Raw genomic sequence first — 20,900 nt, 5'->3', positions numbered from 1 at the left:
ATTGCCGGGGGTGATGGCCTAAATTGACGACATTGAGCTTCAGCCGGGGCCGCGAGCGTAGCGAATGTCGGGGCGGCTGCAAGCGCTGATTGGGTGTCTACTTAACGTAGTAACCACTGACCTTCCACGCATTTCCCTTTAGCATTGACGTTACAGTCTCTATGCCTTGCTGCTTGTTCTCGAATTGCGTATCGAATTGCATTACAACATATTGACCATCAGGCGCCCCGGGGAGGCTCGTGGTATATTGCGCGTTCTTGAGGTGCCGTAGCTTCACGGCTCCTAATGGCTCACGAATTCTTTGCAGTGCATCAGTCCAAGCTTCTTTTGTAATTTGGCTCTGAAACGGGCTTGCTGCCTGCTGCCAGCTCTCTGTGTAATGGCCGGTATCAATGAGCTGCAACCAAGCCGTAGCTGCGGCTTGGGCCGCATCTTCGTGCTTTCCGGCATCTGCGCTGCCGATGAAAGCAAGTGCCAAAAGAATGAGACCGAATTTTTTCATGGCTACCTCTCTGATCTCGTAGATATTAACCAGCCCCCATCCGGGCACCAGACACCCCCTGGCCCCAGCCAGCCCCGCCGGTAAACTCACGAATCAATGAAAGGAAACCCAAAGAAAAAACCCACCGCCGAAGCCCACCGGCTTCACCGGCACGGTCCCATCGCCACCCGGGGTGGGGGCGGGAAGATGCGTCAGCACACAGTTGGCCGGTATTGCACCGGCCCTGTTGATCTCCATGTCTCCGGCTCCTTGCCGAAAATCCACACTGCCACCAAGGCTAGTTCATCTTGCGGCGATTTTCACGCCTCCACCGGCTCCAGCAATTCCATCAGCAGTTGTGCATGGGCGCGTCTGAGGTCTTTCAGGCTGGCCTGGGTGGCTTCTTCTCCAAAGATCATCCGCGTGATGGCGGCGTACAGGGCCGGGGCCATGAGTAGTTCCGCCTGCTGGGTGAGGGGGCTGTGGCGTACGAGGCCCCGGGCGCGGCAGTGCTCCAGCATGGTCTGCTGTTCCTTCAGATAGGTGTCCAGCACCTCGCGGCGCCAGTAGTCCACCAAGTGGGGGGCGCGGTGGCTCTCGGTGATCAGCAGGCGCAGGGCGGCGATGAAATCCGGGTCGGTGACCCGGTCGTAGGTGTGTGCAATGAAGGCGTCCACCACCTCCGCCAGGGTGTCGCCATCGTCCAGCATCCATTTGCGGTTGTTGAAACTGGGGCTGAGCACCTTGAACAGCAGGGTCTCGAAAATCTGGTCCTTGCTCTTGAAGTGGGCGTAGAGGCCGCCCTTGGACAGGCCGGCCCGGGCGGCGATGTCATCCATCCGGGTGGCGGTGAAGCCTTTCTCCGAAAACTCGATCAGGGCTGCCTCGATGATCTGCCGCATGCGTTCTTCGGCGGCGAGGCGGCGGCGTCTGGCGGGAGGCCGGGGGGCGACGGTGCTGGACATGATGACGTTCCGGTTGCCGATATGGGGGGCGCGCGTTCTTCAGGCCATGCGTCCCAGGGTCTTGCGGAAGCGGGCCAGGGAAACGCTGAAGAGTACCGTACCGATCAGGAGCAGGAACAGGCACTGGGGCCAGATCACGTCCAGGCCGGCGCCCCGGTAGAGGATGGCCTGGCCCAGTTCCACGAAGTGGGTGGTGGGGGCCACCAGCATCACCTGTTGCACCAACTCGGGCATGCTTTCCCGTGGCGTGATGCCGCCGGAGAGCATCTGCAGGGGCAGCAGCACCAGTACCATCAGCATCCCGAACTGGGGCATGTTGCGGGCCAGGGTGGCCATGAAGATGCCCATGGAGGTGGTGGCGAACAGGTGCAGGGCGGCGCCCAGCAGGAACAGGGATACCGAGCCCTGGATGGGCACGCCCAGCAGGCCCCGCACCACCAGGAACAGGGACGCCGTGGCGGCCAGCAGGACCACCAGGCCCATGGACCAGATCTTGGCCAGCATGATTTCACCGGGGGTGACCGGCATCACCAGCAGGTGTTCCACCGTGCCGTGCTCCCGCTCCCGGATCAGGGCGGCGCCGGTGAGGATGATGGAGAGCAGGGTGACGTTGTTGATGATCTGCATCAGGGCGCCGAACCAGACCTCGTCAAGGCCGGGGTTGAAGCGGGCGCGCAGTGCCAGATCCACCGGCGGCCCCGTGGCGTCACGGTAGCGCTGCACGAATTCCTGCACCTCCGCCATGACGATCTGCTGGATATAGGTGTTGCCGATGAACGCTTGGCTCATGCGGGTGGCGTCCACGTTGAGCTGGATGTCCGGCGAGCGTCCGGCCAGCACGTCCCGCTGGAAGTTGGGCGGGATGTTGAGCACGAAGGTGTAGCGTCCGGCGTCCAGGCCCGGGTCCATCTCGGCCCAGGTAATCAGCGCCGGTCGCTCGAACATGGGCGGATAGAAGGCCGAGGCGATGCGGGCGGACAGGGGGGAGTGGTCCTCGTCGACGATGGCGATGGCGGCCATGTTGATGCCGGAGGGGAGGGCGGTGGCGGCGGTGTACACCGAGATGGTGACGGTGTAGAGGATCAGGACCAGCATGATCGGGTCCCGCAAGAGGCTCCACAGTTCCTTGACGCCCAGGCGATGGATGTTCATGAGGCGGCGCATGGTCAGCGTTCCTGCTTTTTCAGCAGCAGGATGGACAGCCCCATGATCACCGGCACCGCCAGCAGCATGGGCCAGAAGATGGCGTACAGGTCGCCCAGGCCCAGCCCCTTGCTGAAAACGCCCCGGGTGATGAGGAGCATGTGGGTAGCCGGGTAGATCTCGCCGACGAGGCGGCCGGCGCCTTCCAGGGAACTCACCGGGTGGATCATGCCGGCAAACTGGATGGCGGGGATCAGGGTGCCGATCATGGCCAGGAACATGGCGGCCACCTGGCTGCGGGTGACGGTGGAGGCCAGCAGGCCCATGCCGGTGGAGATGATGCTGAAGATGAGCACCGCCAGCAGCAGGGTGGGGAAACTGCCGGTGACGGGCACGCCGAACAGGGTCACTGCCAGCAGGGCCATGAGCAGGAAGTTGATCATGGCCAGGGCCACGTAGGGGATCTGCTTGCCCAGCAGGAATTCGACGCGGGTGACCGGGGTGACGTAGAGGTTGGTGATGGAGCCCATTTCCTTTTCCCGCACCACCGACAGGGCGGTGAGCATGGCCGGCAGCATGAGCAGCAGCAGGGGGATGACCGCCGGCACCATGGCGGGCAGGCTGCGCACGTCCGGGTTGTAGCGGAAGCGGGTTTCGATCCCGGCGACGGGGGTGGCCGCGGCGGTGCCCAGGCGCAGGGCCTGCTGTTCCAGCAACCATTGCCGGTGGATGCCCTGGACGTAGCCGCGGACGGTCTCCGCCCGTCGCGGCATGGCGCCGTCGATCCACATGCCGATCTCCACCGGATGACCCCGCAGCAGGTCACGCCCGAAGCCGGGCGGAATTTCGATGGCCAAGGTCAGTTCGCCGTTGACCATGCGCCGGTCCAGGTCGGCGTAGTCCCGGATCGGGGGCCGTTCGTTGAAGTAGCGGGAACCCGCCAGGCTCAGGGTGTAGTGCTGGCTGAGGGTGCTCTGATCATGGTCGAGGACGGCGTACTGCAGGTCTTCCACGTCCAGGCTGATGCCGAACCCCATGATCACCATGAGGATCAGCGAACCCAGCAGGGCCAGGGAGGCGCGGACCGGATCGCGGCGCAGTTCCAGGGTCTCCCGCCACAGGTAGCTGAGTAGCCGTTGCGGGCTGAACCGGGGGCTACGGCTGTGACCGCGGGTGGGGACAGGGGGCGTCCGGGGCGTGGCCTGGGGTTTGTGGCCGTCGTCCGCCGCGGCCTGATCGGTGCCCGCGCCGGCCTCGATCAGGTAGTCGATGAAGGCCTGTTCCAGGCTGTCGGCACCGCGCTTTTCCACCAGTCTGGCGGGGACATCGCTGTCCAGCACCTGGCCGGCGTGCATCATGGACATGCGGTCGCAGCGTTCGGCCTCGTTCATGAAGTGGGTGGAGATGAAGATGGTCACCCTGTCCCGCCGGGACAGGTCGATGAGCAGGCGCCAGAAGTTGTCCCGGGCGACGGGGTCCACCCCGGAGGTGGGTTCGTCCAGGATCAGCAGTTCGGGGCGATGGACCATGGCCACCGCCAGGGAAAGCCGCTGGCGCATCCCCAGGGGCAGTCTATCGGGCAGGCTGTTGCGCACGTCTTCCAGGTCAAAGCGCCGGACCATCTCGTCCACCCGGGCCGGTATCTCCGTCTCGGGCACCTGGAACAGACGGGCGTGCAGCACCAGGTTCTGCTGCACCGTCAGTTCCCCATAGAGGGAGAAGGCCTGGGACATGTAGCCCACCCGGCGGCGGGTGTCGATGTCCTGCGGGTCCACCTCGTGTCCGAATAGCCAGGCCTGGCCCTCGCTGGGGGGGAGCAGGCCGGTGAGCATCTTCATGGTGGTGGTCTTGCCGCAGCCGTTGGAGCCCAGAAAGCCGAAGATCTCCCCCCGGCGGATGCGCAGGCTCACCCGGTTCACCGCGACGAAATCACCAAAGCGCATGGTCAGGTCCCGGGCCTCGATGGCCACGTCGCGGGCCTCGCCATCCTCCAGAGGCGGGATGCGTACTGGTTCGTGGCCCCGTGTCTTTTCCTCCGGCAACAGCTTGATGAAGGCCTCTTCCAGGTGCCGGCTACCGGTGTTGGCCAGCAGGGCCGCCGGGGTGTCCGTGGCCAGAATCCGGCCCTCGTCCATGGCCACCAGCCAGTCGAAACGCTGGGCTTCGTCCATGTAGGCGGTGGCCACCAGCACGCTCATCTGCGGGCGATCCTTGCGGATGCGGGTGATCAGGTCCCAGAACTGGGCGCGGGCCAGGGGATCGACGCCGGTGGTGGGCTCGTCCAGGATCAGCAGGTCGGGATCGTGGATCAGGGCGCAGCACAGGCCCAGTTTCTGTTTCATGCCGCCGGAGAGCTTGCCCGCCGGGCGGCTCAGGAAGGGCTGCAGGCCGGTGCTGCCGGTGAGGTCGTCGATGCGGCGGCGGCGTTCGGGGGCGTCGTGGCCGAACAGGCGGGCGAAGAACTGCAGGTTTTCTTCCACCGACAGGGTGGGGTAGAGGTTGCGCCCCAGTCCCTGGGGCATGTAGGCGATGCGGGGGCAGACCGCCTCCCGGTGACGGCGGTCGGCCATGTCGCCGTCCAGGACCGTGATCTGTCCTGTCTGCATGGCCCGGGCGCCGGCCAGCAGGGCCAGCAGGCTGGACTTGCCCACCCCGTCCGGCCCGATCAGGCCCACCATGCGGCCGGCGGGGATATCCAGGTCGATATCCCGCAGGGCGATGACCGGGCCGTAGCGCAGTCCCACCCCTTGCAGTCGGGCGACCACGGGGGCGGCGTTCATCCGCGGGGTACCCGGGCAGCGAGGGCGTCAGGCCAGGGGGTTTGCGGGTCCAGTTTCACCCAGACCACGCCGGGCAGGCCGGTCTTCACCTGGGTGAGGTGCTGTTGCAGCAGTTCCCGGTCGATCTGGGCCCTGACCCGGAACATGAGTTTCTGGCGTTCGGAGGCGGTTTCCACGGTTTTGGGGGTGAACTGGGCGGTGCTGGCCACGAAGGAGATGCGGGCGGGAATCACATATTGGGGGGCAGCGTCCAGAATGATGCGGGCCTCGCTGCCCAGGGCCACCCGGCCGGCCTGCTCGGTGGGCAGGAAGAAGGTCATGTATACGTCGCTCAGGTCCACCAGGTTGAGCACGCGGCCACCGGCTCCCAGCACCTCGCCCGGCTGGGCCACCCGGAACTGTACCCGGGCGTCCCGGGGGGCGGTGAGCCGGCTGTCCAGAATGTCTGCCTCGATGCGAGTGATGGTGGCGGCGGCGGCGGTCACGCCGGACTCGGCGCCGGTGACCTGGGCCTCGGCAGCGGCGATGGCGGCACGTACGGCTTCCGCCTGGGCCTTGGCCGCATCCACCGCCGCGCGGGTGCTCTGGGTGCGTGCGCGGTCGTCATCCAGGATCTGTTCGGAGATGGCGCCCCGCTGGGACAGGCTCTCCGAACGGACCAGCCGGCGCTGGGCGGCGTCCAACTCGCTTTCCCGCTGCACCACCAGGGCCTGGGCGGCGGCCAGGTCGCTGCGGCGCAGGGCCACCTGGGCCCTGGCGCTGAGCACCGTGGTGAGGGCCTGCTGGTGCTGGGCGCGGGCCTCGGCCAGTTGGGCCTCCAGGGAGCGGGTGTCCATCTGCGCCAGTACCTGTCCGGTGGTGACGAAATCCCCTTCGTCCACGAAGATCTCCGCCACCCGACCCGGCAGCTTGGTGGCCACGTCGACCTCGGTGGCCTCGATGCGGCCGTTACCCGAGGCAAGACCCGGGTGGACAGCGCCGTCCTGAAACTGCATCCAGGCGTAGAACGTGCCGGCGGCAACCACCAGCAGGGTGGCGACAATGCTCAGTGTCTTGAGTGGGGGGTGCATGATGCAGACCTGTGTGGCGTTGCAGGGGGGATGCTGTGGTCAGTGTGGCACGCTGCGTTGCCCCCGGGTCTTGATCTGTATCACGTTAAAAACCGACTGGTCGGTTTTTAACTGGGCCGGACCGAGTGCTTCAGCCGCCCCGGCGCCGGAACCGGCTGGATTTCTTGAGTTCGCCGAGAATCATCCGTTCCAGTCCGTCCAGGTCCTCGCTGCGTACCTGGGCCACGTCGCTGATCCAGGCGGTGGTCTCGTTTCGTTTCTTGCTGAAGTAATCGAGGATGAACTGCTCCGACAGGAGCATGAAGCGGATCGCCTGGGCCGGGTCGACCTGCAGGAACGGGTTGCGGGCGATCTGCATGGCGGAGGCCTCCTGCTGCTGACAGTAGCGGTTGAGCAGGGCGTAAAGGGCCACGCGGGCGTCGGACTGATGGCCGGACATGGCCTGGCGGGTTTTCGGGTGCAGCGCGGCGTCCACCAGGGCGTCCAGCCACAGGGTCAGCTGGTTTTCCGAAATGCTCACCTCGCGGGCGCGTTGCTCCGCCACCAGGGCGCTGATGCGGGACTGCAGGTGGTCCGCCTGATGATTGGTCTGGTTTTTCTTGAGCGTACGGCGCCACAGGGTCTGGGTCTGTTCCAGTTCCGTGCGCAGGTGTTCGATCTGTTCCCTGAGTACCTCGGCTTGCTGATCCAGGCGGCTGATCTGCTGGAGCTTGCCGTGCATTTCATGCCGAACGATGTCCAGCCGCAGGCGAAAGTAACGACCGAGCAGGCCTTCGATGCGTTCGCTATGGGTGCGGAGTTCGGTGATCGCCTGCTGGATCGTTTCGGTGTGTTCAGCGTCGACGGTCCGGGTCCGCAGCAGCTGGGCGGCCATGCTGGTATCGCTGTTTTCCGCCCTTACGTCCAGCAGCAGGGCGTTCAGCGTGCGGATACCGTTGCCTAGTCGCTCCAGAATGATTGGTTCCTCGTCCGCCCGCCATTGGCTATGGAGGCGTTCCAGGTCTTCCAGTTTGTAGTGGAATATCTTCACGTTGGCGGTGTTGCCCGTCACCTTGGACTTGTCCAGTGCGGCCATCACTTCGTCGCCATAGCGGTCCTGGAGGTCCAGCCGACGTCCCAGATGATAGGCGTTGGCCGCCAGAATGAGGCTTTCCAAGGTGCGCCTGGAGTAGAGCGGGGCGTCTTCCACCAGATCCAGGGGGATGTTTTCGGGCAGCTTGTCCGGGGGCAGGCGGGCGAGTTCCTCCGGCGTCAGCGTGGCCACCAGTTTCCTGAACACTCCCATGGGGATGGCCGGTTGATGCGCTGCCGGAGGTGTCATGGCGCGGGCCGCTGGTGGGAGAGGGCGCCTAGGCGTCCCCGCGTCCCAGGACGGGTGTCTGCAGTTGCTTGGCAAAGTCCAGCATGCGTTGGGTGGAGCGCAGGGCGCCCTCGCGCACGGACTCGTCCACTTGCACTTCGTTGCCCCCTTCTTCCAGCACTTGGAGCAGGTTGTGCAGGCCGTTCATGGCCATCCAGGGGCAATGGGCGCAGCTGCGACAGGTGGCACTATGGCCGCCGGTAGGGGCTTCGATGAAGGTTTTGTGCGGGGCCGCCTGGCGCATCTTGTAGAAGATGCCGCTGTCGGTGGCGACGATCAGGGTGGGGTGGGGCAGTTCCCGGGCCGCCTTGATCAGTTGGGAGGTGGAGCCCACCGCATCTGCCTGGGCGATGACGCCGGCGGGGGATTCCGGATGGACCAGCACGGCGGCTTCCGGGTGGGCCTTTTTGAGGTCATCCAGGCCGCGGGTACGGAATTCGTCGTGGACCACGCAGGCGGTGTCCCACAGCACCATGTCGGCACCGGTGGTTTCACGGATGTAGTGCCCCAGGTGGCGGTCCGGTGCCCACAGGATCTTCTTGCCCTGAACCTTGAGGTGTTCCACCAGCTTCACGGCGATGCTGGAGGTGACCACGTAGTCGGCGCGGGCCTTTACCCGGGCGGAGGTGTTGGAGTAGACCACCACGGTGCGGTCGGGGTGGGCGTCGCAGAAGACCTCGAACTCATCCGCCGGGCAGCCCAGGTCCAGGGAGCATTCCGCTTCCAGGGTGGGCATGAGCACGGTCTTTTCGGGGCTGAGGATCTTGGCGGTCTCGCCCATGAAGCGTACCCCCGCCACCACCAGGGTGGAGGCCGGGTGTTCCTGGCCGAAGCGGGCCATGTCCAGGGAGTCGGAGACGCAGCCGCCGGTCTCTTCGGCGATCCGCTGCAGGTCTTCATGGACATAGTAATGGGCGACCAGCACGGCATCCCGTTCCTTGAGTAGGGTCTTGATCCGCTCGATCACTGCGTCGCGCTCGGCGCTGGTGAAGCGGGGCATGTGACTCTCCACCCAGGCGGTTTCAGGGACCTGGAAGCGGTGGAGGGGTTGTGCGGTGACTGCGGTCATGAATCTTGAATCCCCTTGGGCATGCAGGGTGCTACCTTAATTGATCTTAATCGATCCTGGCCCGACTGGAGGCCCGAAGCGCCCCTCGGGTGCGGAAATCGGGTGTGTTTGTTTACGGTCATTGTGTTTGGACCGGAAGATATTATGCCCGTTCAGTGGCGTTGTCTGCTGAATCCGTGGCGGTGTCTCTTAATGTTGTTAATCAAAAACAATAGGTTGCCCATATGAGTAAGCCGCAGTTGTCTCCCGCCAAGGGGCGCCGCTGGTGGCGGCCGGCCGTCGAACTGCTGGTTGTGCTGCTGATCTTCCTGGCCTTGAAGGCCTGGCTGCAGCGGGACATGATCAGTGGCGAGGCACCCGACTTTCAGGCCCGGCTACTGGACGGAACCCCGGTGAGCCTGGCCGATTACCGGGGGGCGCCGGTACTGGTGCATTTCTGGGCTACCTGGTGCGGGATCTGTCGTCTGGAGCAGGGCAGTATTGAGACGATCAGCCAGGCATGGCCGGTACTGACCGTGGCCATGCAGTCCGGGGATGCCCAAGCGCTGGCAGCTTATATGGCGGAGCATGGTTATGCTCAGGCGGTGATCGCCGACGAAGACGGTGCCCTGGCGGCCCGTTTCGGCGTGGGGGCCGTACCGGCCAGCTTTGTGCTGGATGCCGACGGCAATATCCGGTTCCGGGAGCGAGGGTTCACCACCGGCTGGGGCTTGCGTGCACGGCTGTGGATGGCCCGGTTGCTCTGAGGTGATGGAACGGTAAATCCGTAACAGCTGTGCGCCCTGTCATGGAATTTTAATCCGGTAGCTGGGCTGCGGGGCTTTAATCACGTTATATTCACCCCCAAAAGATCCGGGACACTGCTCCTCCGGGGCCGGCCCGGCGATGCGCCTGTGAGCGCTGAATGAGATGGGGCGTCAGACCCCTGCAAGAGGAGTAGACATGCACGAGCCCAAAGACGTCGTTTCGCCGGAGACCGCGGGCAGCCTGGCGGGACTGTTCAGGGAGCGAGTCAAGAGAACACCAGGAGCGGTGGCCTATCGTCAGTACGACACGGTTTCTGCCAGCTGGCAAACCCGAACCTGGGACGAAGTGGCCAAAGAGGTGGCCCGTTGGCAGGCGGCACTGCTCAAGGAGGGGTTCAAGCCCGGCGACCGGGTTGCGGTCATGCTGCGCAACTGCCGGGAATGGGTCGTCTTCGATCAGGCTTCCATGGGGCTGGGGTTGATTACCATCCCGCTCTATACCGACGACCGGCCCGATAATATCGCCTATATCCTTCAGGACGCCGGTGCCCGGATGCTGCTCCTGGGGGGCAAGGCCCAGTGGCGGCGGCTGCAGGAGGTGCGGAATCGTCTGGAGACGGTACAGCGCATCGTCTCGGTGGAGGCTGTTCCCAAGGGGGATTTCCCCGAAGAAGAGCGCCTGGTTTCCCTGGATGACTGGACCCGGGGACTGGAAGGGGAACTGATCACCCACGAGGCGGACCCTCACGGCCTGGCTACTATTGTCTATACCTCCGGCACCACCGGACGTTCCAAGGGTGTGATGCTTTCTCATCACAATATCCTCTCCAACGCCTACGCCTCCCAGCAGTGCGCGCCCATGGGCGCGGATGACCTGTTCCTCTCCTTTCTGCCGCTCTCCCACACCCTGGAGCGTACTGCCGGTTGCTACATGCCCATGATGGTGGGCGCCCAGGTGGCCTACGCCCGCTCTATTCAGGGGCTGGGGGAGGATCTGCTCACCTTGCGTCCCACGGTGATGATCTCGGTGCCGCGTATCTATGAACGCATCTACGGGCGCATCAACGCCGGGTTGGAGGAAAAGTCGCCCTTGGCCCGCAAGCTGTTCCTGACCACGGTGAATATCGGCTGGCGGCGGTTCGAACATCAGCAGGGGCGTGCCGGCTGGCATCCCGGTCTGCTGCTCTGGCCGATCCTGAAGAAGATCGTGGCCGACAAGGTCACTTCTCGCCTGGGCGGCCGCCTGCGCTATGCGGTCTGTGGTGGTGCGCCGCTGCCGCCGCCCATTGCTCGTTTCTTCATCGGCCTGGGGCTGCCGGTCTTCCATGGCTTCGGCATGACCGAGTCCAGCCCCGTGGTGAGCGTGAACCGCCCCGATGACAATCTCCCCGCCAGTGTGGGCGCGCCCTTGCCCGGAGTGGAGGTGAAGATCGGCGCCGATGACGAGCTGCTGGTGCGTGGTCCTTCGGTGATGCAGGGGTATTGGAATAACGAGGAGGCCACCCGGGAGACCATTGATGCCGATGGCTGGCTGCACAGCGGCGACAAGGCCCGGTTCGACGAGCAGGGCCATATCTTCATCATCGGCCGCATCAAGGAAATTCTGGTGCTGGGCAATGGGGAAAAGGTGCCGCCCGCCGACATGGAAATGGCCATCACCCTGGACCCGGTGTTCGAACAGGCCCTGGTGCTGGGGGAGGGTAAGGCCTATCTGAGCGCCCTGGTGGTGCTCAACCCCGAAGAATGGGAGAAACTGGCCAAGACGCTGGAGGTGGACCCTCGGGATGCCGAGGCCCTGCGCAGCCGCAAGGTGGAAAAGGCCTTGCTGGAGCGGGTGGGCGTTCAGCTCAAGGAGTTCCACGGCTATGCCCAGGTGCGGCGTCTGACCGCCTCTCTGGAGCCATGGGAAGTGGATGGCGGGTTGCTCACGCCCACCATGAAGATGAAGCGCAACCTGATCATGGCCCAGTTCCAGCGGGAGATCGAGCAGATGTACGAGGCGCACAGCAATCGCTGAGACCTGTGCTGGAGCGATCTGCGGCTGCGATTGGAATGATTCGGCGGTGCGATTGAAGCGATTGACGGTAAGGGGGGGAGAGGACTTCCTCAAAGCGATGTATTGAGTTTTTCACCAAAGTGATGCACTGAGTTTTTCACCAAAGTGATGTACTGAGTTTGTCATTCCCGCGAAAGCGGGAATCCAGTCATGGATTGACAGTTCTGGGCTCCCGCTTTCGCGGGAGTGACGTCAAGGGGGCGGGAGTGACGGCAAGGGGCATGGGTGACGACAAAGGGCAGGAGTGATGGCGAAAGCAGGTGTGTTAGCAAGGGACGGGAGTGGTGGTAGGGGGCTTTTCAGAACGTATTAACCCGGCAATCAAAAGTCTTTGACTTAAAATCTCAAGCCATTGATTTCAATCGTTTAAAGTTGAAAATGGTCATGCTTGTTTAATTGCCGGTTTAATAATATCGACGACACTACAAAGACGACATTAAAAATAGGGGATGCAGGGGATGACGATGCAGGCAGTTCGTATTCGTAACGGCCTTTCACTGGGGGCGGCCGTTTCACTGGCGTTGGCGGGTGGCGCCATGTGGTCCGAGCCGGTCAAGGCGGCCGGGTTCTATATTCAGGAGCAGAGTGTCAGTGGCTTGGGGCGGGCCTTTGCCGGGGATGCCGCCATCGCCTCCGATGCCAGTACCATCTTCTTCAATCCGGCGGGCATGACGTATCTGTCGGGGCCGGAGGTCCAGGTTGCGGCGCATCTGCTGGTGCCGAAGGCGGATGTGAGAAATAGTGGCTCGACGGCAGAGACGCCGGGTATTCCCGGGCTAGCGCCTGGATATGCCGGTCCCTACGTCGGAGGCAACGGCGGCAACCCCTACGATCCCACCCCGGTACCGAACTTCTTCTATGCCAGGCCGTTCAATGATCAACTCTGGTACGGCTTCGGCATCACCGCGCCATTCGGTCTGGCCAATACCTACGACAAGGACTTTTTTGCCCGCTATGATTCCACGGAGACGGAGCTGAAGGTCATCAACTTCCAGCCTTCCATTGCCTACCAGGTCAATGAGCGGTTTTCCGTGGGTTTCGGCCTGGACATCCAGTATGCGGATGCCACGTTGAAGAATGCCTTGCCCAGTCCTGTTGGCGTGCCTTCCCCGGAAACGGACGGGGAGGTCAGCCTGGAAGCGGACAGCTGGGATTATGGTTTCAATCTGGGGGTGATGTTCCAGCCCACCCAGGATACGCGCCTGGGCATTCACTATCGTCAGGGCATCAAGCATACGCTGGACGGCAAGGCACGCATCACTCCGCCTCTTGGAGGGGATGTGAGCAGTATCGGTGGAGAAGCCGCCCTGTGCCTTCCGGACATCGTGACCCTGGGGATGATGCATCGGTTGAATGAGCGCTGGACGCTGGTGGGCCAGTACAGCTGGTTCAAGTGGTCCAACTTCGACGAGATCCGGGTAAAGTTTGATAACGGTGATCCGGATAACACGACTCCGCAGAACTACAAGGACACCTGGGCGCTGTCCATCGGTGCCGAATACCGTCTGGATGATCGCTGGACCCTGCGCGGAGGACTGCAGTATGACCGTACCCCGACCCAGGACGGTTTCCGCACCACCCGGACCCCGGACGGTGACCGGACCTGGTTCTCCCTCGGCGCCAGTTACCAGCAAGGACCCCACTGGGGCTTCGATCTGGCCTATACCTATATCGACATCAGCAAGGGGTCTCTGGAGTTGAATCGAGTGTTCTATGAGGCGCCGGAGGGAGCTTCGCCTCCCCCCTTCCCGCTGGATACCAGTATTGATATCTCCGGCACCACCCGCGGCCACGTCCACATCCTGGCTGCTGCCATGCGCTACAACTTCTGAGGTCTCATGGACGCCACCTTCCCGGCCCTGCTGATACGTGACCAGGCTCAAGGGCCTGAGCGCATCGATTTCATCCGTATGGATGAGGCCGATCTCATGCCCGGGGACGTGGAGGTGGCGGTTCATTATTCCTCGCTCAACTACAAGGACGCCCTGGGTATTACCGGCAGCGGTCGGGTGCTGCGTCGTTCTCCCATTGTGGGCGGCGTCGATGCGGCCGGTGAAGTAATCGCTTCTTCGGATACCCGCTTCAAGCCCGGTGATCCGGTACTGGTCACCGGGGCGGGCCTGGGGGAGTATCACCACGGGGGGTTCGCCGGTCGCATCCGGGTGCCCGCCGACTGGGTGGTGCCCCTGCCTGCCGGAATGGATTGCCGTCAGGCCATGATCCTGGGCACGGCGGGGCTAACCACCGCCCTGATTTTCAAGCGTTTTCAGGAAAACCATCAGCGCCCTGAAATGGGTCCGATCCTGGTCACCGGCGCCAGCGGCGGGGTCGGCGCCCTGACGATCAGCCTGCTGGCCGCCCAGGGCTACGAGGTGGTGGCCCTCACCGGGAAGCCGGAGATGGCCCCCTGGCTCAGGTCGTTGGGGGCGTCGGAGGTGCTGGACCGGCATGGTGTGTCCATGGGTTTTCGCCCGCTGGAGACGGCCCGCTGGGCGGGCGCCGTGGACGTGCTGGGTGGTGAAGTCCTGGGCTGGTTGGCTCGCACCGTGGATGACTGGGGCAATATCGTGGTGGTGGGGCTGGCCGGTGGCGCGGATCTGCGCACCACGGTCATGCCCTTCATCCTGCGGGGCGTGTCACTGCTGGGGGTGACGTCCGCCAACTGTCCCCTGCCCATGCGAGGTCCCCTGTGGGAGCGGCTGGGCAGTGACTGGGCGATTCCTCATCTGGATTCCATCTTGAGTGAGGAGATTGTCCTGTCGCAGCTGCCCGAGTTCAGCCGCCGCATGCTGGCGGGTAGGACCTGGGGGCGAATCCTGGTGAATCTTCGCTCCGAAACCTGATTCGGCGATCAGGGTTGGCCGATGCCCGAGAGGATGGAATCCCGAGTGATCACTTCCCGCATCACGCGGCTTTCGGGATGCCGGCCGCCACAGATATCCAGCACCCTGCCGTCAGCCAGGTGGGCCTCGATGTTGTAGCCCAGGCCCGGTTCATGATTGAGGGTGATGGTGCGGGTCTCTCCGGCCCGTAACTGCAGGAGGGTGGTGTGCTGCTCGGTATCGACGTTGGCGTAACCGATTTCCACCGTGGGGATGGTCTCGTCGGTGCGGTTCTGCACATGCACGATGATGGAACGCTCGGGCAGGGATAGCTCCGGGGTGGTGGCCCAGAGGGTGATGCCGATACCTGCAACCAACGCCATGGGTACGAGCAGCCAGAGTGTCCAGGAGCCTGAGTCATTCATAAGTGCATACTAATGTATCGGCCCCGGCCGTGTCATTGATAACGCCCAAATCAGGCCTTTCCTGTCAATTCGATTTTGTAGCCGTCTCGAAGCGCCTGCCATCCCTGTTATTCTGGCCCCATATCCCGGTTTGACCTCCATGTCGATCTGCCAAAGGAAAGAACGGATGCCTCCTCTTGCTCCCAACCGGCCCTGGTTTCCTTTCGTGTCTTCCCTGCTTGCTGTCTGCCTGCTCAGTGCCTGCGGCGGCCCGCCCGAACCGGAGCCGGAACCCCGGGCGCGTCCGGTGATGGCGGTTGCCCTGGAAAGTCCGACGGGACTGGCGGCGCGTAGTTTCAGCGCCCGGGCCGAGGCGGCGGAACGAACCGGCCTGGCCTTCCGGGTGTCCGGCCAGGTGGTCTCGGTGCGGGCGGATCTAGGGGATTATGTCCTCGCCGGCACCGAGCTGGCGCGCCTGGATGACCGGGATTATCGGCTCAAGGTGCGTGAGTTGGAGGGACAGCTGGCGGCGGCCGAGGGGCAACTGGCCGAGGCCCGGGCCAATTTTGAGCGGGGTCGGACTCTGGTGGCCGACGGTACCATCAGTCGCGCCGATTTTGATCGTCTCCAGGCCGGTTTTCGCCAGGCCCGGGGGCAGCGGGATGCGCTGACCGAAGGACTGGCAACGGCCCGGGCGGCCCTGGAGGACACCGTGCTGCGGTCGCCCTTCAATGCCCATGTGGCGGTGCGTGCCATTGAGCCTTTCGAGCAGGTCAGTCCCCAGCGGGTGGTCTTTGTGCTGGATCGCCTGGATGTGATCGAGCTTCGGGTGGGTATGCCGGAGACCCTGGTGGTGCATCGGGAACGCCTGACGTCGGTAGATGTGCATTTTGCCGCTCTGGACCGCGACTATCCCGGACGCCTGAAGGCCATCGGGGTGGATGTGGATGAGGACACCCAGACCTACCCGGTGCGTATCGCCGTGGCTAACCCGGACCGGCAGATCCTGCCGGGCATGACCGCTCGAGTGGATTTTCGCGCAGGCCTGCCGGAAGGGCGCATCGCCGATCATTTCCTGGTGCCCCTGACGGCGGTGCTGGAGCACCAGGGCGAACACCATGTCTGGCGTCTGGATGAGGCGGATGAGCGGGTACACCGGGTCCCGGTGAGCCTGGGTCCCCTGGAGCGCGAAGGCATGCGCATCAAGGGGGACCTGCAGGTCGGGCAGCGGGTGGTGGTGGCCGGGGTGCAACATCTGGAAGAGGGCCAGTGGGTGCGGTTGCTGACCGAGGATGATATCCGGGGCGCGCGCCGATGAATGCCGCCGTCTGGTCCATTCGCAATGGCCGTTTCGTGGGCTTCGTGGTGGTGTTGCTGGTGCTGGTCGGCATGATCGCCTACACCCAGCTGGGGCAGCTGGAAGACCCGGAGTTCACGGTGCGTACCGCCGTGGTCTACACCGAATATCCTGGCGCCCGGGCAGTGCGGGTGGAGCAGGAGGTGACCGAGCGCATCGAGCTCAAGATCCAGCAGATGGGGGTACTGGATCAGGTGGAGTCCTACAGTCGGGACGGGGTCTCGGTGATCTTCGTCGATATCCAGGAGCGGCACGGGGCCGAGCAGCTGCGCCAGATCTGGGATGAACTGCGCCACAAGGTCAGTGAGGCGGCCCTGGCCTTGCCGGAGGGTGTCGTCGGCCCCTTCGTGGATGACGAGTACGGGGATGTTTTCGCCATGCTGCTGTCGCTCACGGGGGAAGGGTACGGCTACGATGACCTGGACCGCATCACCGATACCGTGCGTCGGGAGCTGCTGCGGGTACCCGGGGTGGCCAAGGTGGAGATCTTCGGTGCCCAGGGGGAGCGGGTGTTCGTGGAGACCTCCCGGGACAAGATCGCCGAGATGGGGCTGACCCCCCATCTGGTGGTGCAGGCCCTGAACCGTCAGAACGTGGTGGCCCCGGCGGGGTTTGTGGAACTGGGGCCTCGGCAGGTGCGTATCTTTGCCAGCGGAGTATTCGAGTCTCTGGACCAGATCCGGGACCTGGCCATTCGCAGTCCGGTTACCGGCAATCTGGTCTATCTGCGGGATTTTGCCGAGGTGCGCCGGGGCTTTGCCGACCCGCCGGAGGCCCTGCTGCGCTATGACGGGACCCCGGCCCTGGCCATCGGCATCGTGCCCACGTCGGGGGTGAACGTGGTGGATCTGGGACGCCTGGTGAACGAGCGCCTGGAGGCGATCACCCGTACCCTGCCGGTGGGCATGGCTTTCGGCATCATCGCCGACCAGCCCCGGGAGGTGCGCACGGCCATCAACGAATTCATGGTCAATCTGGCTATGGCGGTGGCGATCGTCATCGCTGTGCTACTGATTTCCCTGGGGTTGCGCACCGGGCTGATCGTGGGTTCCGGGGTGCCGTTCACCATCCTGGCCACTTTTATCGCCATGTGGATCGCCGGTATCGATCTGCACCGGGTTTCTCTGGGGGCGCTGGTGATCGTACTGGGCATGATGGTGGACAACGCCATCGTGGTGGCGGAACTCACCTATGTGAAGATGCAGCGGGGTCTGGACCGGTTGGAGGCGGCGCGGGAGGCGGTGGCCGAGACGGCCTTGCCGCTGCTTTCGGCCACTCTGGTCGCGGTGCTGGCCTTCTCACCCATTGCCCTGACTAATACGGCCACCGGTGAGTTCACCCGCTCCCTGTTCTGGGTGGTGGGCTTCAGTCTGTTGCTGAGCTGGGTGCTGGCCATCACGGTCACGCCGGTGATGTGCCATCGCTGGATGAAGGTCCGCTCCGGCGGGGAAGGTCAGGACCCCTATGGGGGACGTCTGTATAGGGGCTTTCGCCGGCTGCTTGACAAGCTGCTCGTCTGGCGGCGCACGGCTATGGCCACCTTCGTGGGTCTGCTGATCGTGGCGGTGCTGGGTTTCATGCTGGTGCCTCAGATTTTTTTCCCGCCGGCGCAGCGGGCGCAGTTCATGGTGGACTACTGGTTGCCGGAGGGCAGTCGCATCACCCACACCGCCGCCGACATGGCGGCCATTGAGGACTGGCTGGGTTCACACGAGGAGGTGGACACGGTGACGGCCTTCATCGGCGAGGGGACGCCCCGTTTCTATCTGCCCATGTTGCCCGAAAGTCCCAATCCCGCGTTTGGTCAGATTCTGGTCAATCTCCATGAGGTCAGGGACCTGGAGCCGATGATGGCCCGGACCCTGAGCTTCATGCGCGAGGGCTTTCCCGATGCCGAACCCCGGGTGCGGCCCATGCAGTTGGGCGACCCGGTGCGCTATCCGGTGATGCTGCGCATCCTGGGGCCTGACCGGGTGGTGCTGCGGGAACTGGCGGAGGAGGCCGCAACACGGCTGCGTGCCGATACCAGGGTGGCCCATGTGTACCCTAACTGGCGGGACAAGACACCGCAGATCCAGGTCCAGGTGGACCAGGAACGCGCCCGCCGAGCCAATATCACCAGTGCCGCCGTGGCCGAGGCCCTGGCCACGGCCTTTGCCGGCCAGACCATCGGCGTGTATCTGGAAGATGACAAGCGCATCCCGATTGTCTGGCGTTTTCCCCTGGAGGAGCGCACCGATCCCACCCGGGTGGAGACCATGGTGATCTGGCCCGAACAGGGAAACCGGCCGGTGCCCCTGCTGCAGGTGGCCGATATTTCCGTGGTTTGGGAAGACGCCGTGATCTGGCGCCTGGACCGGGAACGGGCGCTGACCCTGCAGATGGATCTGGTGCCCGGCGCCACTGCCCATGAGGTGGTGCGGGATCTGGCCCGTGCGGTGGAGGATCTGCCGCTGCCGGTGGGCTATCGCTTGGCCTGGGACGGGGAGGCGGCCAAGTCTGCCGAGGCCCAGCGGGGCGTCCTGCAGCCGGTGCCGGTGGTGCTGGGGCTGATGGCGTTGGTGCTCATGGCCCAGTTCAACAGCTACCGCCGTTCCCTGATCATCCTGCTGACCGTGCCTTTGGGGGTGGTGGGCGTCAGCGCGGGCCTGCTGTTGCTGCAGCAGCCCTTCGGCTTCATGGCGCTGCTGGGGGTGATGAGCCTGTCAGGCATGATCATCAAGAACGCCATCGTGATGGTGGAGCAGATCGATCTGGAGATGGAGCGGGCGGAGGATACGCGCCAAGCCCTGGTGGAGGCGGCGGTGAGCCGCGTCCGCCCGGTGATGCTGGCGGCCCTGACCACGGTGCTGGGCATGATTCCCCTGGCCCTGTCCGGTCCGTTCTGGGCCCCCATGGCCATCGCCATCATGTTCGGCCTGGCCCTGGCATCTCTGCTGACCCTGTTGGCGGTGCCGCTGTTCTATGCGGTCCTGTTCGGCAGCTGACGGCGCTTGATGAGGTTCAGAGCCGCTTGCTCACCACCTTGATGCCGTCATCCTCGTGGCTATTGCGGGAGGTGAAGCCCAGCCGGTGCATGAGGGCGATCATGTTGGTGTTCTGGGACAGCACCTCCCCTTCCATGGTGCGCAGGCCCCGGGAGCGGGCGACGTCCATGAGTTCGTTCATCAGGTGCGACCCGATGCCCCGGCCCTGCCATTCGTCCGCCACCACCAGGCCGAACTCGCAGCTCTGCTGGTCCGGGTTGGCGGTGTAACGGGCCACGGCGATCTGCAGTTCCGAGCCGTCCGGCTGCTCACGTACGGCGATCAGGGCCATCTCCCGGTCATAGTCGATCTGGGTGAAGCGCACCAGCATGTGGGGGGTGAGTTCATGCACCGCCTGCATGAAGCGGAAATAGCGCGCCTCCGGTGAAAGGTTGCGCACGAACTCCTGCTCGATCTTGGCATCCTCCGGTCGGATCGGGCGAATGGTCAGGTTGACACCGTCCGGCAGTTGCCACTGGTTCACCAAATGGGCAGGGTAGGGGTGGATGGCCATGTGGGCATAGCGGTCCGGCATCGACGGGGGATAGTCCACGGAGAGGCGGGCATCCACCGCAGCCAGTCCCCGCTCATCGGCGATCAGGGGGTTGATGTCCATGTCCTGGATTTCCGGTAGTTCACAGACCATCTCCGAAACCCGCAGCAGCACCTGTTCCAGGGCTTCGTCGTCTACCGCCGGCATGTTGCGGAATTCCTTGAGCAGCTTGGCCACCTTGGTGCGGGCGATCATGCCCTCGATGATGACCTCGTTCAGGGGCGGCAGGGCCACGGCCCGGTCCTTGATGACTTCCACGGAAGTCCCGCCGGCGCCGAAGCTGATCACCGGGCCGAACACCGGGTCCCGAAGTACACCCACCATCAGTTCTCGACCATAGGTGCTCTTGTGCATGCGCTCGATGGTGACGCCGTTGATGCGGGCGTCGGGGCGCAGGCGCCGGGTGTCCTCGATCATGGTCTGGAAGGCGCTGCGCACGGATTCGGCGCTGGCGATGTTCAGCCGTACCCCCTGCACGTCGGATTTGTGGGTGATGTCCGGGGAGTCGATCTTCATGGCCACGGGATAGCCCACCGTGCCGGCGGCCACCAGGGCCTCACTGGCGGTGTTGGCGCGCATGGTCTGGGTGACCGGAATGCGAAAGGCGGACAATATCGCCTTGGATTCCATGGTGCTCAGGACCTTGCGGCCTTCGGACAGGGCGCTTTCGATGATGAGCCGGGCACCCTGCACGTCGGTGCGGGTGCGGTCGGAGAGCGGGCCGGGCACCTGCAGCAGCAGGCGCTGGTTACGCTTGTGGGCGGCCAGATAGGCAAAGGCCTCCACCGAGGCTTCCGGGGTAGTGAAGTGGGGTAGCCGTTCCCGGGTGAAGTGTTCCCGGGCGGCGCGAACCTGCTTGTCTCCCATCCAGCAGGCCAGTACCGGTTTCCGTGCCTTGCGGGCCATCGGGGTGATGGTCTTTGCCACGCCCAGGGGATCGGTCATGGCCTGGGGGGTGAGCATGACGATGGTGCCGTCCACGCCTTCATCATCCAGGCAGGCCTTGAGGGCCGCATCGAAACGACCATCATCCGCATCCCCCAGAAGGTCAATGGGATTACCGTGGGA

The 20,900-nt window shown here is 64.2% G+C and carries 15 protein-coding genes; 6 read left to right on the top strand and 9 right to left on the bottom strand.

Annotation, left to right across the window (positions count from 1 at the left end):
• Positions 1 to 97: 97 nt before the first annotated feature.
• From LQ952_RS11890 to nadA, 7 genes are all read right to left on the bottom strand, one after another.
• Entirely contained in the window at positions 98 to 502 is a 405-nt protein-coding gene (locus LQ952_RS11890) for a DUF4019 domain-containing protein (RefSeq protein WP_238622856.1), read from the bottom strand.
• 299 nt (positions 503 to 801) lie between these two features.
• Complete coding sequence (locus LQ952_RS11885; protein WP_238618298.1) at positions 802 to 1,446, bottom strand: TetR/AcrR family transcriptional regulator; 645 nt, start codon at positions 1,444 to 1,446, stop codon at positions 802 to 804.
• A 39-nt stretch (positions 1,447 to 1,485) separates the two neighbouring features.
• Positions 1,486 to 2,610, bottom strand: coding sequence for an ABC transporter permease (locus LQ952_RS11880; RefSeq protein ID WP_238622855.1), 1,125 nt, complete (start codon positions 2,608 to 2,610; stop codon positions 1,486 to 1,488).
• Between the two features lie 2 nt (positions 2,611 to 2,612).
• Entirely contained in the window at positions 2,613 to 5,369 is a 2,757-nt protein-coding gene (gene rbbA, locus LQ952_RS11875; RefSeq protein WP_238622854.1) for a ribosome-associated ATPase/putative transporter RbbA, read from the bottom strand.
• Positions 5,366 to 6,439 (bottom strand): HlyD family secretion protein, encoded by a 1,074-nt coding sequence (locus LQ952_RS11870; RefSeq protein ID WP_238622853.1) that lies wholly within the window; start codon positions 6,437 to 6,439, stop codon positions 5,366 to 5,368. Before LQ952_RS11870 ends, rbbA begins: the two co-directional genes overlap by 4 nt.
• Before the next feature lie 130 nt (positions 6,440 to 6,569).
• Positions 6,570 to 7,760: a hypothetical protein gene (locus tag LQ952_RS11865; RefSeq protein ID WP_238622852.1), complete on the bottom strand. Its 1,191-nt coding sequence runs from the start codon at positions 7,758 to 7,760 to the stop codon at positions 6,570 to 6,572.
• A gap of 28 nt (positions 7,761 to 7,788) precedes the next feature.
• Positions 7,789 to 8,868, bottom strand: coding sequence for a quinolinate synthase NadA (nadA, locus tag LQ952_RS11860; RefSeq protein ID WP_238622851.1), 1,080 nt, complete (start codon positions 8,866 to 8,868; stop codon positions 7,789 to 7,791).
• Positions 8,869 to 9,092: 224 nt separating this feature from the next.
• Here nadA and LQ952_RS11855 point away from each other — a divergent pair, with 224 nt between their 5' ends.
• The 4 genes from LQ952_RS11855 to LQ952_RS11840 all read left to right on the top strand — a co-directional run bounded on the left by LQ952_RS11855 (position 9,093) and on the right by LQ952_RS11840 (position 14,513).
• Positions 9,093 to 9,614, top strand: coding sequence for a protein disulfide oxidoreductase (locus tag LQ952_RS11855; RefSeq protein ID WP_238622850.1), 522 nt, complete (start codon positions 9,093 to 9,095; stop codon positions 9,612 to 9,614).
• A gap of 196 nt (positions 9,615 to 9,810) precedes the next feature.
• Positions 9,811 to 11,631, top strand: coding sequence for an AMP-dependent synthetase/ligase (locus LQ952_RS11850; RefSeq protein WP_238622849.1), 1,821 nt, complete (start codon positions 9,811 to 9,813; stop codon positions 11,629 to 11,631).
• A 497-nt stretch (positions 11,632 to 12,128) separates the two neighbouring features.
• Complete coding sequence (locus tag LQ952_RS11845; protein ID WP_238622848.1) at positions 12,129 to 13,502, top strand: OmpP1/FadL family transporter; 1,374 nt, start codon at positions 12,129 to 12,131, stop codon at positions 13,500 to 13,502.
• 6 nt (positions 13,503 to 13,508) lie between these two features.
• A complete protein-coding gene (locus LQ952_RS11840) occupies positions 13,509 to 14,513 on the top strand; it encodes a YhdH/YhfP family quinone oxidoreductase (RefSeq protein WP_238622847.1) in 1,005 nt (334 codons plus the stop codon).
• An 8-nt stretch (positions 14,514 to 14,521) separates the two neighbouring features.
• Here LQ952_RS11840 and LQ952_RS11835 read toward each other — a convergent pair whose 3' ends face one another.
• On the bottom strand, positions 14,522 to 14,917 hold the full coding sequence (locus LQ952_RS11835) for a hypothetical protein (protein ID WP_238622846.1): 396 nt from the start codon (positions 14,915 to 14,917) through the stop codon (positions 14,522 to 14,524).
• 166 nt (positions 14,918 to 15,083) lie between these two features.
• Here LQ952_RS11835 and LQ952_RS11830 point away from each other — a divergent pair, with 166 nt between their 5' ends.
• Together LQ952_RS11830 and LQ952_RS11825 are read left to right on the top strand one after the other, a co-directional pair.
• Positions 15,084 to 16,214 carry an efflux RND transporter periplasmic adaptor subunit gene (locus tag LQ952_RS11830; RefSeq protein WP_238622845.1) on the top strand — a complete coding sequence of 377 codons (1,131 nt, stop codon included), beginning with the start codon at positions 15,084 to 15,086 and terminating at the stop codon, positions 16,212 to 16,214.
• The gene (locus LQ952_RS11825) at positions 16,211 to 19,240 is read left to right on the top strand and encodes an efflux RND transporter permease subunit (RefSeq protein ID WP_238622844.1); all 3,030 of its coding nucleotides are present in this window, start codon (positions 16,211 to 16,213) and stop codon (positions 19,238 to 19,240) included. The genes LQ952_RS11830 and LQ952_RS11825 overlap by 4 nt, the downstream gene beginning before the upstream one ends.
• Before the next feature lie 16 nt (positions 19,241 to 19,256).
• Here the strand turns inward: LQ952_RS11825 and LQ952_RS11820 are convergent.
• A partial coding sequence (locus LQ952_RS11820) for a bifunctional acetate--CoA ligase family protein/GNAT family N-acetyltransferase (protein WP_238622843.1) occupies positions 19,257 to 20,900 on the bottom strand: 1,644 nt, incomplete at its 5' end.

Source organism: Ectothiorhodospira lacustris (assembly GCF_022227785.1).
Lineage (GTDB): Bacteria > Pseudomonadota > Gammaproteobacteria > Ectothiorhodospirales > Ectothiorhodospiraceae > Ectothiorhodospira > Ectothiorhodospira lacustris.
Note: the sequence above shows the minus strand (reverse complement) of the source record. Positions and strands in the feature narration are given on the sequence as shown.

Bases quoted from the DNA above. Each gene is read 5' to 3' on its own strand.
- LQ952_RS11890 (WP_238622856.1), bottom strand. From the start codon at position 502: ATGAAAAAATTCGGTCTCATTCTTTTGGCACTTGCTTTCATCGGCAGC.
- LQ952_RS11885 (WP_238618298.1), bottom strand. From the start codon at position 1,446: ATGTCCAGCACCGTCGCCCCCCGGCCTCCCGCCAGACGCCGCCGCCTC.
- LQ952_RS11880 (WP_238622855.1), bottom strand. From the start codon at position 2,610: ATGCGCCGCCTCATGAACATCCATCGCCTGGGCGTCAAGGAACTGTGG.
- rbbA (WP_238622854.1), bottom strand. From the start codon at position 5,369: ATGAACGCCGCCCCCGTGGTCGCCCGACTGCAAGGGGTGGGACTGCGC.
- LQ952_RS11870 (WP_238622853.1), bottom strand. From the start codon at position 6,439: ATGCACCCCCCACTCAAGACACTGAGCATTGTCGCCACCCTGCTGGTG.
- LQ952_RS11865 (WP_238622852.1), bottom strand. From the start codon at position 7,760: ATGACACCTCCGGCAGCGCATCAACCGGCCATCCCCATGGGAGTGTTC.
- nadA (WP_238622851.1), bottom strand. From the start codon at position 8,868: ATGACCGCAGTCACCGCACAACCCCTCCACCGCTTCCAGGTCCCTGAA.
- LQ952_RS11855 (WP_238622850.1), top strand. From the start codon at position 9,093: ATGAGTAAGCCGCAGTTGTCTCCCGCCAAGGGGCGCCGCTGGTGGCGG.
- LQ952_RS11850 (WP_238622849.1), top strand. From the start codon at position 9,811: ATGCACGAGCCCAAAGACGTCGTTTCGCCGGAGACCGCGGGCAGCCTG.
- LQ952_RS11845 (WP_238622848.1), top strand. From the start codon at position 12,129: ATGACGATGCAGGCAGTTCGTATTCGTAACGGCCTTTCACTGGGGGCG.
- LQ952_RS11840 (WP_238622847.1), top strand. From the start codon at position 13,509: ATGGACGCCACCTTCCCGGCCCTGCTGATACGTGACCAGGCTCAAGGG.
- LQ952_RS11835 (WP_238622846.1), bottom strand. From the start codon at position 14,917: ATGAATGACTCAGGCTCCTGGACACTCTGGCTGCTCGTACCCATGGCG.
- LQ952_RS11830 (WP_238622845.1), top strand. From the start codon at position 15,084: ATGCCTCCTCTTGCTCCCAACCGGCCCTGGTTTCCTTTCGTGTCTTCC.
- LQ952_RS11825 (WP_238622844.1), top strand. From the start codon at position 16,211: ATGAATGCCGCCGTCTGGTCCATTCGCAATGGCCGTTTCGTGGGCTTC.